We start from the raw sequence: 14,908 nt of genomic DNA on the forward strand, positions 1-14,908 counted from the left end.
AAATTACACTTGTAAGATTTGAAATATGAAAGGTTTTTATAAAAATGGGAAGGGTAGTTGTTGTAACATTTGATGAAAATGAGGAAGAAAAATTAAATGAATTATTACATTTTCTGTCTGCTAAAAAATACTCTGAGATACCTGGTAAACAAAATAGGGTACTTGATTATGGAGCATTAAAAATAAATGCGGAATATCGTTCTGTAGAAAGTAATGGTGAGCGGGTTCAATTGACGAATTATGAATTTGAAATATTATATTTGCTGGCAAAAAATCCAGGACGGATATTTTCAAAGGAACAAATATATACACAGGTGTGGAAAGAGCCATATTATGGGGCAGAAGATAATGTTATGGGCATAATTCGGAGAATCAGAAAAAAGATTGAGCCAGATTCTGCAAAACCAAGATACATTTTAAATGTATGGGGTATGGGATATAAATTTAATGGTGAATTGATGAAATGATGGAATATAAAATTGGGCATAATAAGTAAAGATACCCAAAATAGCAGGAGAAATTTTTATGGAAAATGATATTTGGAATGAAATATCCTCTTTTTTGAACCAGTTGCGTTGTGAGAATATAAACAGAGAAAGTTATATCTATTTCCAAGAACTTGCAAATATTCAGTTGAAGAAGAAAATGGAAAAAGAAAAGGTGAATAAACTTCTCGATCATATAAGTAATGAGGACAGGGAGAAGTTGAAGCAATATGGAGAAATTTTGGAAGAAGAAGCGTTTGTGTCAGAACAAAGGGCATATTGTCAAGGATATGTAGATTGTATTCAGTTATTGGCTGGTTTAGGACTCTTGAAAAAATCGACGGATATGGAAAAAATAATTAGCGAGATGAAAAGCAATTAAGTGTGTTGTGGAGGAAAATGTAGTATTTGATAGATAAAAGGATGTTCGTAAAGAAGAAACAGTTATGTTATATCAAGTTGTAATGATATAGCATAACTGTTTTTAACATATGGTAATAGTATTTATTCCACTAATTTTAAATATCGGTAATTATCAGCTATTTATCGGTATTTTACAAGTTTTATTCTGTATCATTAGTAGTGTCTACGTTAGAAATAAAAGGATTAGAATCTAGCAAAGCTGTCGTAGTTGCAAGAATTACCTGTAACTGATAATCATTGCACTGATTTAAGAGCCGAAGAATCTGATCATATGTAGAATTATTTTTATTCTGATTTGGATAAACGTAGTCATCAGCAGAAATATTTAAAGTCTGCATGGTTTTACAAAATAATTCCAGACTGGGACCGCCTTTATGGCGTTCGAGGTCTCCAAGATAAGCCGCCGATATTCCGAGTTTTTCAGCAAGAGCTTCTTGTGTTAAATGCATTTCCATACGCCCTTGTTTTACTAAAGTGGCAAATAATGTTTTTGGAATATCCATGTTTATATACCTCCATAAACTTAGTGTATTACCCTAAATTTGAAAAGTGAAAAGGGTGTAACATTAGAAAAAATACAGGGTATTACCCAATGAATGAGAAAGCATACAAATCTCTTTCGGTTAAAAAAAACAGATTCCGAAAGAGCAGTATTTGTATGCTTATTTTCTTTTCCGGAATCTAACCGGAGAAAATATGGTTCTTAGCAAGAGTTCAGCTAAAAAATTCTGTTCAACAGAAGGTATTCAATTAAAAAAATCTCAACAATTTCATTAGTAAATGTTGGAATTGAAACTAGGGTAAGAGCCAATAATGAATCCAGGGTAATAAAATATCGAATTAAATGCGTCCATAGGAGTGAAATCTGTCAGGGCGTTTTTTGTTACCTAAATATTGAGAATGAACAATTCCTAACAAGGACGATTGTTCGTATTCGTGCCCCGCCTACTGATCTGAATTCAAAAAAATTCAGATCGGAGGAAAGGACATGGAAGGCAGACAGCCAAAAAGAAGAAAAGATAAATACAACCCATATGAAATCTATGAGAAGGACGGAAAATATTATGTTTCATTCCGCAATGGTGAAAAAGAGTACAAGGATTTGGAAATAGGAAAGAGTGTATATGAGGCTTTTAATACGTTTGAATTGCAGGATGTGTCGCATATGAATGTTGTGGACAGGCACATTGAGCAGTCAGAAGTATGGGATTCCAGTTTGTATGAACGGATATTTCAGAAAGAAGAAAGTGTAGAGGATACGGTTCTGAATAAACTGGAAACGGAACGGTTACATAGTGCAATTCAGCAGTTGTCGGAAATTCAGAGAAGACGATTGATGAAGTATTATTTTGAAGATAAGAATTATGAGCAGATTGCACAGGAAGAAGGCTGCTCTTTTCAAATGGTAGCAAAGTCTGTAAAAGCAGCAATCAGAAATTTGAAAAAGATTTTGAGATAGTGGGTTGAAAAATAGCATTTAAGTGAGGAAACAGGTGGAAAGAGAAATATTCTGATCCACCTGTTTCTTCTTTTGTTATGAAAAGACTGGGGAGCGGGACGAACCTTGACAAATTCATATACATTCATCAGGCACATTCCTGTTGTTATCGTGATGAGCGTAAGCCACATTAACAGATACGCCATAACACGGATTGGGTAAAGACAGCGAAATCCCACCCGTATACTTCCTTTTGGTTTTAGTTTGTATTGCCCAGACTGTTGAGCGAAAAATATCTGGTTATAACTGTCAGATTGCTTCTGGCAGGGCGATAACAGACAACAGGCATAATGATACTCCTGTCCGGTCATAAAGTCGTGTATACAAAATATTTCTTTGATGCCGCAACAAGTGAGGGCAGCTTCAGGAGATCCCTGGAGAGGAAAAATCCCAATCCCACATATTTATTTTAAATAAAATCCTGTGGAGCTGATTAGCAGTCAGCCGTCTGATGATTTCCCAATTACAAGTCGGGACGTCGGGGACAAATAGGCTTGTATTTTACATATTTAGGAATAACAACAGTTAGAAAGTCGAGAGGAGATAAAGCAAGGATGGAAGATAGAAACGTCAGGCGTGGGGATATTTATCATGCCGACCTTGATCCTGTATTTGGAAGTGAACAGGGCGGTTATCGTCCGGTGCTGGTGATTCAGAATAATATAGGAAATAAATACAGTCCGACAGTGATTGTGGCAGCAATTACTAGTAAAGAAAAAATGAAACTGCCGACACACATTGCAATTCCAGAAATCGAAGGTCTGGAAAAGGATTCTGTAGTGCTGTTAGAGCAGCTTAGAACTTTAGATAAGAGACGGTTGGAAAATTATGTATGTACGTTGAACCGGGTAGAAATGGAGAAAATCAATAAAGCAATCCGAAGAAGTACCGGGATACCGAAAATCATTGAAAAATCGTTAGTCGTGAGCCTGTGCAGAGTATGCGCAGGCAATTTTTATGATGTGCCGGGACATTATATCCGGAGGGTGAATCCAGAACAGCGATATAAGGATACTTGTATGTTTTGCAATATCAGAAAAGGATATGACTATTATATAGGAAAGAAGCGAGTGTGAGGGTAGTATATGGAGCAAGAAAAGGTACTTTTAAATGTAGAAGAAACAGCAGCTTACTTGAATCTTGGGATGACGAAAACTAGAGAATTGATGAGAGAAAATGAAAAAATATTTGTTGTCAGAATTGGCAATCGTAATTATGCACATAAGCTCTTACTCGATAAATGGCTGTTAGCACAGGTCAGAAAGTAAGTCAAGAATGCGAAACAAAAATTCGCATGTTTGTTTTGCACGTTTATGAATGGTAATTTGAAGGAGCAACAGATAAGAAGTTTTTCAGGAGGAAACAATTATGGCAAAAGCATTACCAAGAGGAGTTAGAGAGAAGAACGGTTCATATGAAGCAAGAGCGGTTGTAAACGGAATTAGAATCAATTTATATGGAACAGATCTAAACGAACTGATGGAAGAATTTGAAAAGGCAAAAGAAAATGCCAGGGATACATTGGATTATAGAAAAACCAGAATCACATTGAATGAGTGGTTTGAAGAATGGTTTTCAGAGGTAAAGCAACACCGGGTGAAAGAAACGAGTATTGCACCGATGAAAAATAATTTCAAAAGAACATTTGGTTTTTATATCGGGTCAATGAAGCTGAAAGATATTAAACCGTTGGATGTTCAGAGAGCATTAAATGCAATGGAACAGAATCAAGTATCGCACAGTGCAATGCGAGAAGCATTGGGGCGTTTAAGAGAATGCTTAGATTTTGCATTAGGAAACCAATTGATTAAAGTAAATCCATGTTTGATTGTAGAAGTACCATGGACATTTAAACAATCAAAAGAAGAAATTGCATTAACCCAGGAAGAACAGGACAATTTCCTGAGTGAGATGGAGGATAGCTGGTATAAAGAAATGTTTTATTTCATGTGTCTTACAGGTGTCCGAGTTGGAGAACTTGGTGGAATGAAATGGAGCGATATAGATTTAAAAAAGAAAGTAGTTCACGTCAGACGTTCCTTGAGTTGTAGTTATTATAATGGAGAAAAGAGAATGATGCTTGTAACTCCTAAAACGGTAAATTCAATCAGAGAGATTCCGTTTTTAGGAGAAATGGAAGAAATATTAAAAGCTCAGAGGAAAAAACAGAATAAGCTAAAAGAGGAACTGGGCAGTCGCTGGAGAAGTACGGATGATTTAAAAGATTTGGTATTTACAACAGGTATGGGAAGTCCCTGCGTCAGATATGTTGTAGAGAAAGAAATAAAAAAGGCTTTAAAGAGAATGAGAGAAAAAGAAGGAGTTCTGGCAGTACAAGAAAATAGAGAACCCAGAGAGATCAGGGACTTCCACCCACATAGTTTACGACATACGTTTGCTACAAGATGCTTTGAAAAGAAAATGGAACCGAAGGTTGTCCAGAGGTTGATGGGACATTCGAGTATCAGCATCACATTAAACATTTATACACATGTCTTGGATAATATAATGGAAGAAGAAATTAAGAAATTTGGAGTGGCGAAGACACAGACACCGGAAGAATATTATAATGAAGAAATCCGAAAAGTTAGAATTTCAGCGATGAGTCATTGTTGATTATAAAGTTGGGGAACAAAATACTCCCCAACTTTATAAAAAAGATTCCCCAAATGAGAAAAAATGAACCTGAAATCAAGCAACAAATATTCAAAAACATTCCCCAACTCAAAAACTTGGGGAACACAAAAAATCATCAGTTAGATAGAGATAGAAATTTCTTGAAAATGCTGATAAATACATAGCTGTATTATATATAAGTAGCAATACAGGAGGAATGTAATTACAAAGTTCACAAATCAGGCTGGAATGTAATTCAAAAGTCGCAAAACAGATGAACGCATAATCTTACAGTTCGCATAAGAATTTGAACCGTAATTTTATCATGTAAATCAATGAAAAACCTTGAATTTCCTATGAAAATGGGATGATTCAAGGTTTTTTTGCGTATTGGGGAATAAATTCGAGACTGTGAGAAAAAGTCTGTAAATAAGATTCTTCTATGATATGCAAGGGTGGCAAGCCTGAAAATCAGGCTTCTCACCCTTGTTTTATATATAACAGTGGTAGGGCGGTGGAATTTAAATAAAAAATTTCCGCTTTACAAATAACAGATAAAGTATTAAAATAAACAAAAAGATATCTTCAGGGCAGGGTGTGATTCCCTACCGGCGGTAGAGCCCGCGAGCCGAAAGGCATGATCCGGTGAGATTCCGGGGCCGACAGTATAGTCTGGATGGAAGAAGATGATAGTACAGTTGATTTTTGTATGAATGAATGTAGTATCAGAGCTCTGAGATGGTGATCCATTTCAGAGCTTTTTATGTAGGAAATAATCAGACATTCATTTATTGATCATATGTAACAGATCAATTCCACCCTGCAGATATTTCTGCAGGCTTTTTTTGTATTTGGCACATCGTTTTCGAAATAAATATACCACGCACTTGTCTGTGAATCCGATTGCACAGGTCTAAAAGCCTTGGCGTACCAGGCAAAGAACAGGAATAAGAAAGAAGGAATAAAAATGACGGATCAGGAATATATGCTTCGGGCGATTCAGCTGGCCAAAAAAGGAGAAGGCTGGACGAATCCCAATCCGATGGTAGGGGCAGTGATCGTAAAAGACGGAAGGATCATCGGGGAAGGCTATCATAAAAAGTATGGAGAACTTCATGCGGAACGTAATGCAATTGCTTCCCTCACAGAACCAGCAGAAGGTGCGGTGATTTATGTTACGCTGGAGCCTTGCTGTCATCATGGAAAAACACCTCCATGTACGGAAGCGATCATTGAACAGAAGATCAGAAAAGTGGTGATCGGTTCCCGAGATCCGAATCCGAAAGTGGCAGGAAAAGGTGTACAGATGTTAAGGGAAGCCGGTGTAACAGTAGTTGAAGATTTTATGAGAGAAGAATGTGATCAGCTGAATCCGGTGTTTTTCCATTATATTACTACGAAAACCCCATACGTGGTGATGAAGTATGCCATGACACTGGATGGGAAGATCGCAACGAAGACAGGAGCATCAAAATGGATCACCGGAGAAGCGGCAAGAAAAGAAGTACAGCATATGCGGCATCAGTACATGGGGATCATGGCAGGTATTGGAACTGTGCTTGCAGATGATCCGATGTTGAACGTCCGGGTAGAAGGCTGGAAAAGTCCTGTCAGGATTGTGTGCGACAGTAAGCTCAGGATCCCGCCGGACAGTCAGATCGTAAAAAGTGCGGAAAAGTACCGGACGATCGTGGCTTATGCAGATCAGAAAAATACAGAAGAAAAAATAAAAATATTACATACCATGGGAGTTGAGACCATTTACTGTCCGGGTGAAAAGGATCAGATAGACCTTAAGAAGCTGATGACAGATCTTGGAAACAGGGGTATTGACAGCATCCTCCTGGAGGGAGGCGGTACGTTAAATGACAGTGCCCTGCGAGCCGGAATTGTAAAGGAAGTACAGGCTTTTGTGGCACCAAAGCTGTTTGGTGGTGTGGCCGGGAAGACACCGGTAGAAGGTATCGGAGTTGAATTCCCGTCTGAAGCAGTAGAACTGAAATATACAGATATCTGCCAGATCGGTGAGGACATCCGGATAAGATGTCAGGTGTGTGAGAAAAAACAGGAGGAATCATGTTTACAGGAATCGTAGAAGAGAAAGGAAAAGTCCGTTATATACAGCTGACAGGAGAATCAGGGATCCTGGCAGTGAAAGCCCGGAAAGTCCTGGAAGGGACAAGGATCGGTGACAGTATTGCTGTGAATGGTGTGTGTCTGACAGTTACGTCGATCCAGCCGGACGGATTTACTGCTGATGTGATGGCAGAGACGATCAGAAGAAGCAGTCTTGGCAGTTGTAAAGCTGGAAGCCAGGTAAACCTGGAACGTGCAATGGCTGCAGATGGCAGGTTCGGGGGACACATAGTAAGCGGCCATATTGATGGGACTGGAGTGATACGTTCCATGCTCCGGGAAGAAAATGCCATCTGGGTATCGATTGAGACATCGCCACAGATCTTGCATCTGATCGTGGAAAAAGGATCCGTTTGTATTGATGGGATCAGCCTGACAGTTGCAAGGGTTGATGAAGCTGGTTTTCAGGTGTCGGTCATTCCACATACAGGAGAAGAAACCACCCTTTTGGAAAAGGTGCCGGGGGATCTGGTTAATCTGGAAAATGATGTGATCGGAAAATATGTAGAAAAATTGCTTGGCATCAGAAAAAACGAAGAAGAGAAAAAAGAATCCGGAATTACGATGGAGTTTCTTGAAGAATTCGGGTTTTAGAACAGGAGGATATACACTATGTCACAAAATTATCAGTACAACACAATTGAAGAGGCACTTAGGGATCTTAAGGAAGGAAAAATAGTTCTGGTCACAGATGATCCGGACAGAGAAAATGAGGGAGATCTGATATGTGCGGCAGAGTTTGCGACCCGGGAAAATATTAATTTCATGGCGACTTATGCAAAGGGTCTTATCTGTACACCGATGAGTGCAGAAATTGCGGCGAGATTGAACTTTCCGCCGATGGTTGCTGAGAACACGGACAATCACAGTACAGCATTTACCGTGGCAGTGGATCACGCAGATACAACCACCGGTATCTCTGCGGCAGAACGCTCCTATACCATTATGAAGTGTGTGGATGATCAGTCAAAACCGGAGGATTTCAGAAGACCGGGACATGTATTTCCGCTTATTTCCAGAAAAGGCGGGGTTCTGGTACGAAATGGCCATACGGAGGCAACAACAGATCTTATGAGACTTGCCGGACTGAAAGAATGCGGCGTGTGCTGTGAAGTTATGAAAGAAGATGGCACTATGATGCGTACATCACAGCTATGGGAAATGGCAAAAGAGCATAACCTTACATTTATTACGATTCGTGATCTGCAGGATTATATAAGAATACATGAAAAGCATGTAAAGGAGGAAGCAGCTGCAAACCTCCCAACGCAGTACGGTGATTTTAAAATGTATGGCTATATCAATGACATTACAGGAGAGCATCATCTGGCACTGGTAAAAGGTGATCTAGGAGATGGTGAGGATGTGCTTTGCCGTGTACATTCGGAGTGCCTGACAGGAGATGCATTCGGATCGCTCAGATGTGACTGCGGCCTGCAGCTGCAGACAGCGATGCGCCAGGTAGAGGCGGAAGGCAGAGGGATCATTCTGTATATGAGACAGGAAGGCAGAGGGATCGGACTGATCAATAAGATCAAAGCCTATGCGCTTCAGGAACAGGGATATGATACCGTGGAGGCTAATGTGAAGTTAGGGTTTGCACCGGATCTCAGAGAGTACTGGGTTGGGGCGCAGATACTGTCAGACCTTGGTGTGAAATCATTAAGATTACTGACCAATAACCCGGATAAAGTCTATGGGCTTGGTGAATTTGGGCTGAAGATCAATGAGAGAGTACCATTGGAGATTCCGGTACAAAAGTATGACCGGAAGTATATGAAGACGAAGCAGGAAAAGATGGGTCATATTTTTAAAGAAATAAATTTATAAAAAACAGCAAATAGCAGGAGGAAGAAAAAATGAGACAGATCAATTTAGTAGAAGGAAAAGTAGTAGCACCGGAGGGAATGAAAGTTGGTATCGTGGCAGCGAGATTCAATGAGATCATTGTGAATAAATTATTGGGAGGGGCAGTCGACGGACTGGTAAGACATGGAGTAGAAGAAGAGAATATTACTGCAGCATGGGTGCCGGGAGCATTTGAGATTCCGCTTACAGCACAGAAAATGGCACAGTCCGGAAAATATGATGCAGTTATCTGCGTGGGAGCTGTCATCCGTGGAGATACTTCACATTATGATCTGGTGTGCAATGAATCTGCCAAGGGGATCGCACAGGTTGAACTTGCAACAGGGATTCCGGTCTTATTCGGAGTGATCACGACTGAGAATATCGAGCAGGCTATTGCGCGTGCAGGAAGCAAAGCGGGAAATAAAGGCTATGACTGTGCGTTATCTGCGATCGAGATGGTCAATCTGATGAAGCAGCTCTAATAGATAGGGAAATAAATGATGACAAAAACGATCATATTCGATTATGATGGAACGATCCATCATACCCTTGGAATCTATGAACCGGCATTTCGCGAAACCTATCAGTGGCTGACAGAACAGAAGGCTGCAGAAGAACGGGAGATAGGCTCGGCGGAAATTGCCGGCTGGCTGGGATTTAACAGTAAGGAGATGTGGAATACATTTTTGCCGGAGCTGGATCAGAGCTATAAAGAGCAGGCGAGCAGGATGGTAGGAGAACTGATGGTCAGACAGATCAGGAAGCATAAGGCAGTGTGGTATCCGGGAGCAGAGGAGATGCTTACAGCCTTGAAGAACCGGGGATATCATCTTGTGATCTTAAGTAACTGTAAAGCTTCCTATCGTGAGGCGCATTGGAAGGAATTTGGGATGGAACGATGGTTCGATCATTTTTATGACTGCGAATCGTATGGATTCCGTCCAAAGACAGAAATTGTGCAGGAAATCATCCGGGAATATACAGGCCCTTATCTGGTGGTCGGAGATAGGAGGCAGGATCTGGAATGTGCCAGAGCCTGCAAAAGCCCATTTATAGGATGCCTGTATGGATATGGTGAGAGCGGGGAGCTGAACGGAGCAGATCGTCTTGCGGAACATATAGAGGATATACCACAGTTGGTGATATGAGGATGAGTTCAGCTTTATCCGAAAGTAGAAGCTGTACACTGACAGAAGGCATAGGACTGACGGGAACGGCATAAATATTATAAAAATCCGAAGGATCCTAAAATATGATTTCCCTCAGTCTATGTATGATCGTAAAAAATGAAGAAGCAGTTCTTGAGAGGATCTTGAAGCCGGTTTCTCAGGTGATGGATGCGATCCTGATCGCAGATACCGGTTCTTCAGACAGAACAAAAGAGATCGCGGAGCAGTATACGTCGCAGGTGTTTGATTTTCCCTGGTGTGATGATTTTTCTGCTCCGCGTAATTTTCTTCTGGAAAAAGTCCGCACCGATTACTGGATGTGGCTGGATGCGGATGATGTCCTAGATGAAGAAAATCTGGAAAAACTGAAGAGTCTTAAAGAAACTCTGGATCCCGGAACAGATGTTGTAATGATGGAATATGCGGCAGGGTTTGACCAGAGCGGGAGAACAACATTTTCTTATTTTCGGGAGCGGATAATGAAAACATCCAGAAATTTCAGATGGAATGGGGCAGTTCATGAAACTGTGATTCCGGAGGGAAATATCATTTATTCAGATGTGGTGATCCGGCACCGGAAATGTGGAAAAGGTGATCCGGACCGTAATCTTCGCATTTATGAAAAAATGCTGGCAGGAGGAGAAACGCTGGAACCCAGACATCAGCTTTATTATGGGAGAGAACTGTATTATCATCAGCGTTATCCGGAGACAGAGACTGTGTTGGTGGAGTTCCTGAAAAATCCGTCCGGATGGCTGGAAAATAAGATCGATGCCTGTTTTGTACTTGGACAGTGCTACCGGAAAATGGGAGAAAAAAAGTACGCACTGGAAGCTTTTCTGTACAGTCTGACTATGGATGTGCCGAGGGCGGAAATCTGCTGTGAGGTCGGTAAGATCTTTCTGGAAAGAGAGCTGCCCAGACAGGCTGCCTACTGGTACGGGCAGGCGCTCACTGTGCCTTCAGATAAGAAAAAGGGTGGATTTTTTATGGCTGAGTATCATGGGTTTGTGCCATATATGCAGCTTTGCGTTTGTTATGATAAAATGGGATGCCCGGAGCAGGCATTCTTTTTTCATAAGAAAGCGATGGAACTGAAGCCGGAAGATCCGGGAGTATTGTATGACCAGAAATATTTCCGGGAAAAATATGGTCTGGCATAAAAGAAAAGATATCTTTATTATATTTTTCTGGCAGGGTACAAGCTTGCGGGGATCCTATGCACAGGTAAAAGCTGTTGTCATATACTGTAGGGAAAGTTATTTTCCTATGAGGTGATCGAAGAATGCTGTTCAGGCATCGAAAACGTAAGGAAATGGAAATGCAGCAGGACAGTCATGAGGATTTGTCCTGTATGTCCTGTTATGGAAATCATAGTTCCTGTGGATGTGACAGATGTGGAACAAGAGGCTGCCCAGGCCCTGTGGGACCTACAGGACCAACCGGTCCCAGAGGCTGTCCGGGAGTTCCGGGTCCTATGGGTCCTCAGGGACCGCAGGGGGAACCGGGAATACAGGGATATACGGGAGCCACTGGTCCGGCTGGAGCAACGGGTCCAGCGGGAGTCATCGGTCCGACGGGAGCAACAGGAGCCACCGGTCCTGCAGGAGTAACAGGTCCGACGGGAGCCACGGGTCCAGCGGGAGCAATGGGAGCGACAGGAGCAACAGGAGCCACTGGTCCAGCGGGAACGACGGGGGTAACAGGTCCGGCTGGTGCGATCGGAGCCACCGGTCCAGCAGGTCCAACAGGAGCAACAGGAGCCACTGGTCCTGCAGGAGCAGCCGGAGCCACCGGCCCTGCCGGAACAGTAACCCCGGCAGCTGCTGTTGGAAATGCAACAACGGTAGATGATATTGTAGAGGATTTTAATGCACTTCTTGCAAACCTTCGTGATGCAGGACTCCTGGAAAGATAGTGAAATGATAAACACACGTTACTGTGCGGCTGCGTATTTTATGCAGCCGCTGTATATTCTCCATAAAAATATTTCATTGTAGCTTTCTGACGAAAGGTGCTATAATATTTTTGTCTAAGTATGATTATGGGGGATGAAATCGTGAAAAAAAACAAGTATGAGATCGATATGTGCAATGGGTCGATCATGGACAAGCTGATTTCGTTTTCACTGCCGCTGATGCTGTCCGGTATCCTGCAGCTGATGTTCAATGCAGTGGATATCGTGGTAGTGGGACGTTTCAGCGGAAGTGAGGCGCTGGCGGCAGTAGGCTCCACTACCGCACTGATCAATGTGTTTACCAACCTTTTTATCGGGATTTCTCTTGGTGCCAATGTGCTGGCAGCCAGATTTTATGCTGCCGGTAAGGATGAAGAAATGTCAGAAACAGTACATACATCGATCCTGCTGGCTCTGATCAGCGGGATCATCATGGCAGTTCTGGGAGTAATCTTTGCCAGAATCTGCCTGGAGCTGATGGATACGCCGGAGGATGTGATCGATCTTTCTACTCTTTATATGCGTATCTATTTTCTGGGAATGCCGTTTTTTATGCTGTATAACTATGGCGCAGCAATTCTGCGTGCAGTGGGAGATACCAAGCGGCCGTTGGTCTTTTTGATCATTTCCGGTTGTGCCAATGCGCTTCTGAACCTGTTTTTTGTGATCATTTGTCATTTAAGTGTGGCAGGTGTCGGAATCGGAACCGTGATTTCTCAGCTGATCTCCTGTATCCTTGTTCTCCGATGCCTGTATCAGACAGAGGGAAGCTATCAGCTGCGTTTTTCGAGTCTGTCCATAAATATGGAATATCTGAAACAGATCTTTCAGGTAGGGCTTCCAGCAGGAATCCAGAGTACAGTGATCAATTTTTCCAATGTGCTGCTCCAGTCCTCTGTAAATTCTTTTGGCTCCATTGCAATGGCAGGATATACGGCAGCAAACAATATCTTCGGATTTCTGTATGTGTCTGTAAATTCAGTTACCCAGGCCTGCATGAGCTTTACCAGTCAGAATTATGGTGTGCGAAAACCGAAACGTATGGACCGGGTGCTTGTTGACTGTATGATCCTGTCCTTTGTCGTATCCTTTGCCATGGGCTGTGGTGCATACTTTTTCGGTCCGCAGCTTCTGAAGATCTATACGGAAGACCCTAAGGTTATCCAATGCGGAATGGAGATTCTTGTCTATACCACAGTTACCTATTTCCTTTGCGGACAGATGGATCTGTTTCCGGGAGCACTGCGCGGAATGGGACGCTCCGGTGTCCCCATGATCCTGTCGATCATCGGAACCGTCGGACTCCGGATCGTGTGGATATTCGGAATTTTCCCGGCACACAGATCATTGAAGGTACTGTTTATTTCCTACCCGGCATCCTGGATCCTTACGATCATCATGCAGGTGACCTGTTTCTGGTTTGTAAGGCGGAAAGTTCACAGGCAGCTTCTGGGAGAGACTGCAGAATAAAAACGAATACACAGAATATCAGAAAAAGCGGATAGAATTCCGCTTTTCTGTGTTTACGGGGAAAATAAAACAGGTCAACTCATGTCCATTTTGCAAACAGGAGACATTGGAGCTGGAAAATAAAGAATATGGAGGAAACATGGAATTATTAAAACCTGATTATTACGACGAATTTACCTGTATTGCAGACAAATGCACCATCAGCTGCTGCAGGGAATGGAAGATCAACATAGATGATGAAACCTACAGAAACTGGAAAACCATCCAGCCGCCGTCAGAGGTGCCCGGACACAGAAGCTGCCTGCAGGCCTATACCATGAAAAAGGACGGCAGCCGGATCATGAAGATGACGGAAGAGCACGATTGTCCTTTTCTTGCAAAGAACAGACTGTGCTATCTGGTAAGTGCTTATGGGGATTCGATGCTTTCAGAGACCTGCCAGATTTTTCCAAGGGAGATCCATGAATTTCAGGATCATAAGGAAGCGACCATGATGCCCTGTTGCCCGGCTGTCCTGGACATCTGGAAGGAGAAGAAAAGAATCGCTTTTCCGGAAACTCCAAAAGAAAAGGAACAGCCGCTTTTTCTTGTGCGCCGGAAGGTTATGGATCTTATAATGGATCCTGAAAAAACACCGGAGGAAATCCTTCTTGAAAGTTTTTATGTTCTGAAGGAACTTCACTGGAACATGCCGCTTACCACAGAGCTTGTGGAAGATTATTTTTCAGAGAAAACGATTCGCCAACTGGAACATGCTATTAATGAAATAGAGCTGCCTGTTCTGGATACCATGGACGAATGCAATGAACTTTTGCAGGACCTGGCTGTAAATTACCGGAAAGAGGGACTTTACCGGAAATATCTGGAGCCGGTGATGGAGCTTGCGGAGGAATTGTCCGAAGAATATGAGGAAGAGGAACTGGTGGAAGCCCGGGAGGATTTTTATCGGAAATTTCGTGTATATGAAGACCTTCTCCGGAGCTTTCTTGCCAACGAAGTATATTCAGATCTTCTGACACCGGAGGGAGATTTGGAAGATGCCCTGGTCCATATGCAGTGGATCGGTATGGAATATGCCACCATCCGCCAGGCTGTTTTTCTTCGGTGGCAGAAAGATGGACGGGGATCTCTTCCCTACGAAACACTCCGGGATTATATGGTAGTGATCTCCAGAATGACCGGATATGAGGAAGACGATATCCGGGAATATCTTGAGAACAGTTTTGAAGAGCTTCTGTGGGAGTGGGGATATTTTGCGCTGATCACAGGGAAATGACTTTATAACTTAAAGTTATATTAAGTA

Annotated in this window: 16 protein-coding genes and 1 riboswitch; of the genes, 15 read left to right on the forward strand and 1 reads right to left on the reverse strand. The window is 42.2% G+C overall.

Annotated features, from left to right (window positions below):
* Positions 1–44 precede the first annotated feature (44 nt).
* Both NCY57_RS15655 and NCY57_RS15660 read left to right on the forward strand, forming a co-directional pair.
* Positions 45–467, forward strand: a complete 423-nt coding sequence (locus NCY57_RS15655) for a winged helix-turn-helix domain-containing protein (RefSeq protein WP_173739978.1) — start codon at positions 45–47, stop codon at positions 465–467.
* 58 nt (positions 468–525) lie between these two features.
* Complete coding sequence (locus NCY57_RS15660) at positions 526–867, forward strand: hypothetical protein (protein ID WP_026649399.1); 342 nt, start codon at positions 526–528, stop codon at positions 865–867.
* Between the two features lie 181 nt (positions 868–1,048).
* Here NCY57_RS15660 and NCY57_RS15665 read toward each other — a convergent pair whose 3' ends face one another.
* Positions 1,049–1,411 carry a helix-turn-helix domain-containing protein gene (locus tag NCY57_RS15665; protein ID WP_055181100.1) on the reverse strand — a complete coding sequence of 121 codons (363 nt, stop codon included), beginning with the start codon at positions 1,409–1,411 and terminating at the stop codon, positions 1,049–1,051.
* Positions 1,412–1,896: 485 nt separating this feature from the next.
* Between NCY57_RS15665 and NCY57_RS15670 the strand changes: the two genes are divergently transcribed.
* The 13 genes from NCY57_RS15670 to fliB all read left to right on the forward strand — a co-directional run bounded on the left by NCY57_RS15670 (position 1,897) and on the right by fliB (position 14,881).
* Complete coding sequence (locus NCY57_RS15670) at positions 1,897–2,367, forward strand: RNA polymerase sigma factor (protein ID WP_028088124.1); 471 nt, start codon at positions 1,897–1,899, stop codon at positions 2,365–2,367.
* Positions 2,368–2,960: 593 nt separating this feature from the next.
* Positions 2,961–3,482: a type II toxin-antitoxin system PemK/MazF family toxin gene (locus NCY57_RS15675; protein ID WP_173739992.1), complete on the forward strand. Its 522-nt coding sequence runs from the start codon at positions 2,961–2,963 to the stop codon at positions 3,480–3,482.
* A 9-nt stretch (positions 3,483–3,491) separates the two neighbouring features.
* Entirely contained in the window at positions 3,492–3,674 is a 183-nt protein-coding gene (locus NCY57_RS15680; RefSeq protein WP_028088126.1) for an excisionase, read from the forward strand.
* 100 nt (positions 3,675–3,774) lie between these two features.
* The gene (locus tag NCY57_RS15685; RefSeq protein WP_173739979.1) at positions 3,775–5,022 is read left to right on the forward strand and encodes a tyrosine-type recombinase/integrase; all 1,248 of its coding nucleotides are present in this window, start codon (positions 3,775–3,777) and stop codon (positions 5,020–5,022) included.
* 577 nt (positions 5,023–5,599) lie between these two features.
* Positions 5,600–5,714, forward strand: a riboswitch (FMN riboswitch).
* 275 nt (positions 5,715–5,989) lie between these two features.
* Positions 5,990–7,117 carry a bifunctional diaminohydroxyphosphoribosylaminopyrimidine deaminase/5-amino-6-(5-phosphoribosylamino)uracil reductase RibD gene (gene ribD / locus NCY57_RS15690; RefSeq protein WP_173739980.1) on the forward strand — a complete coding sequence of 376 codons (1,128 nt, stop codon included), beginning with the start codon at positions 5,990–5,992 and terminating at the stop codon, positions 7,115–7,117.
* Entirely contained in the window at positions 7,099–7,752 is a 654-nt protein-coding gene (ribE, locus tag NCY57_RS15695; protein ID WP_004844978.1) for a riboflavin synthase, read from the forward strand. Before ribD ends, ribE begins: the two co-directional genes overlap by 19 nt.
* Positions 7,753–7,770: 18 nt before the next feature.
* Positions 7,771–8,988 (forward strand): bifunctional 3,4-dihydroxy-2-butanone-4-phosphate synthase/GTP cyclohydrolase II, encoded by a 1,218-nt coding sequence (locus NCY57_RS15700; protein ID WP_118515669.1) that lies wholly within the window; start codon positions 7,771–7,773, stop codon positions 8,986–8,988.
* 29 nt (positions 8,989–9,017) lie between these two features.
* Positions 9,018–9,491 carry a 6,7-dimethyl-8-ribityllumazine synthase gene (gene ribH, locus NCY57_RS15705; protein ID WP_006427673.1) on the forward strand — a complete coding sequence of 158 codons (474 nt, stop codon included), beginning with the start codon at positions 9,018–9,020 and terminating at the stop codon, positions 9,489–9,491.
* Between the two features lie 18 nt (positions 9,492–9,509).
* Entirely contained in the window at positions 9,510–10,157 is a 648-nt protein-coding gene (locus tag NCY57_RS15710; protein ID WP_015524673.1) for an HAD family hydrolase, read from the forward strand.
* Between the two features lie 104 nt (positions 10,158–10,261).
* Positions 10,262–11,341: a tetratricopeptide repeat-containing glycosyltransferase family 2 protein gene (locus tag NCY57_RS15715; protein WP_173739981.1), complete on the forward strand. Its 1,080-nt coding sequence runs from the start codon at positions 10,262–10,264 to the stop codon at positions 11,339–11,341.
* A gap of 122 nt (positions 11,342–11,463) precedes the next feature.
* Positions 11,464–12,096 (forward strand): collagen-like protein, encoded by a 633-nt coding sequence (locus NCY57_RS16860; RefSeq protein WP_173739982.1) that lies wholly within the window; start codon positions 11,464–11,466, stop codon positions 12,094–12,096.
* Positions 12,097–12,222: 126 nt separating this feature from the next.
* Entirely contained in the window at positions 12,223–13,605 is a 1,383-nt protein-coding gene (locus tag NCY57_RS15725) for an MATE family efflux transporter (protein WP_110925860.1), read from the forward strand.
* 139 nt (positions 13,606–13,744) lie between these two features.
* The gene (fliB, locus tag NCY57_RS15730; RefSeq protein ID WP_059086870.1) at positions 13,745–14,881 is read left to right on the forward strand and encodes a flagellin lysine-N-methylase; all 1,137 of its coding nucleotides are present in this window, start codon (positions 13,745–13,747) and stop codon (positions 14,879–14,881) included.
* Positions 14,882–14,908: the final 27 nt, after the last annotated feature.

The sequence above is a fragment of the Blautia sp. MB18-30 genome (genome assembly GCF_023669475.1).
GTDB lineage: Bacteria > Bacillota > Clostridia > Lachnospirales > Lachnospiraceae > Blautia_A > Blautia_A fusiformis.

Excerpts from the sequence above, each read along its gene's own strand:
- NCY57_RS15680 (WP_028088126.1), top strand. The coding sequence starts at position 3,492 with ATGGAGCAAGAAAAGGTACTTTTAAATGTAGAAGAAACAGCAGCTTAC.
- NCY57_RS15715 (WP_173739981.1), top strand. The coding sequence starts at position 10,262 with ATGATTTCCCTCAGTCTATGTATGATCGTAAAAAATGAAGAAGCAGTT.
- NCY57_RS15710 (WP_015524673.1), top strand. The coding sequence starts at position 9,510 with ATGACAAAAACGATCATATTCGATTATGATGGAACGATCCATCATACC.
- NCY57_RS15700 (WP_118515669.1), top strand. The coding sequence starts at position 7,771 with ATGTCACAAAATTATCAGTACAACACAATTGAAGAGGCACTTAGGGAT.
- NCY57_RS15670 (WP_028088124.1), top strand. The coding sequence starts at position 1,897 with ATGGAAGGCAGACAGCCAAAAAGAAGAAAAGATAAATACAACCCATAT.
- NCY57_RS15675 (WP_173739992.1), top strand. The coding sequence starts at position 2,961 with ATGGAAGATAGAAACGTCAGGCGTGGGGATATTTATCATGCCGACCTT.
- ribD (WP_173739980.1), top strand. The coding sequence starts at position 5,990 with ATGACGGATCAGGAATATATGCTTCGGGCGATTCAGCTGGCCAAAAAA.
- NCY57_RS15655 (WP_173739978.1), top strand. The coding sequence starts at position 45 with ATGGGAAGGGTAGTTGTTGTAACATTTGATGAAAATGAGGAAGAAAAA.
- ribE (WP_004844978.1), top strand. The coding sequence starts at position 7,099 with ATGTTTACAGGAATCGTAGAAGAGAAAGGAAAAGTCCGTTATATACAG.
- NCY57_RS15685 (WP_173739979.1), top strand. The coding sequence starts at position 3,775 with ATGGCAAAAGCATTACCAAGAGGAGTTAGAGAGAAGAACGGTTCATAT.
- NCY57_RS15725 (WP_110925860.1), top strand. The coding sequence starts at position 12,223 with ATGGGGGATGAAATCGTGAAAAAAAACAAGTATGAGATCGATATGTGC.
- NCY57_RS15665 (WP_055181100.1), bottom strand. The coding sequence starts at position 1,411 with ATGGATATTCCAAAAACATTATTTGCCACTTTAGTAAAACAAGGGCGT.
- ribH (WP_006427673.1), top strand. The coding sequence starts at position 9,018 with ATGAGACAGATCAATTTAGTAGAAGGAAAAGTAGTAGCACCGGAGGGA.
- fliB (WP_059086870.1), top strand. The coding sequence starts at position 13,745 with ATGGAATTATTAAAACCTGATTATTACGACGAATTTACCTGTATTGCA.
- NCY57_RS16860 (WP_173739982.1), top strand. The coding sequence starts at position 11,464 with ATGCTGTTCAGGCATCGAAAACGTAAGGAAATGGAAATGCAGCAGGAC.
- NCY57_RS15660 (WP_026649399.1), top strand. The coding sequence starts at position 526 with ATGGAAAATGATATTTGGAATGAAATATCCTCTTTTTTGAACCAGTTG.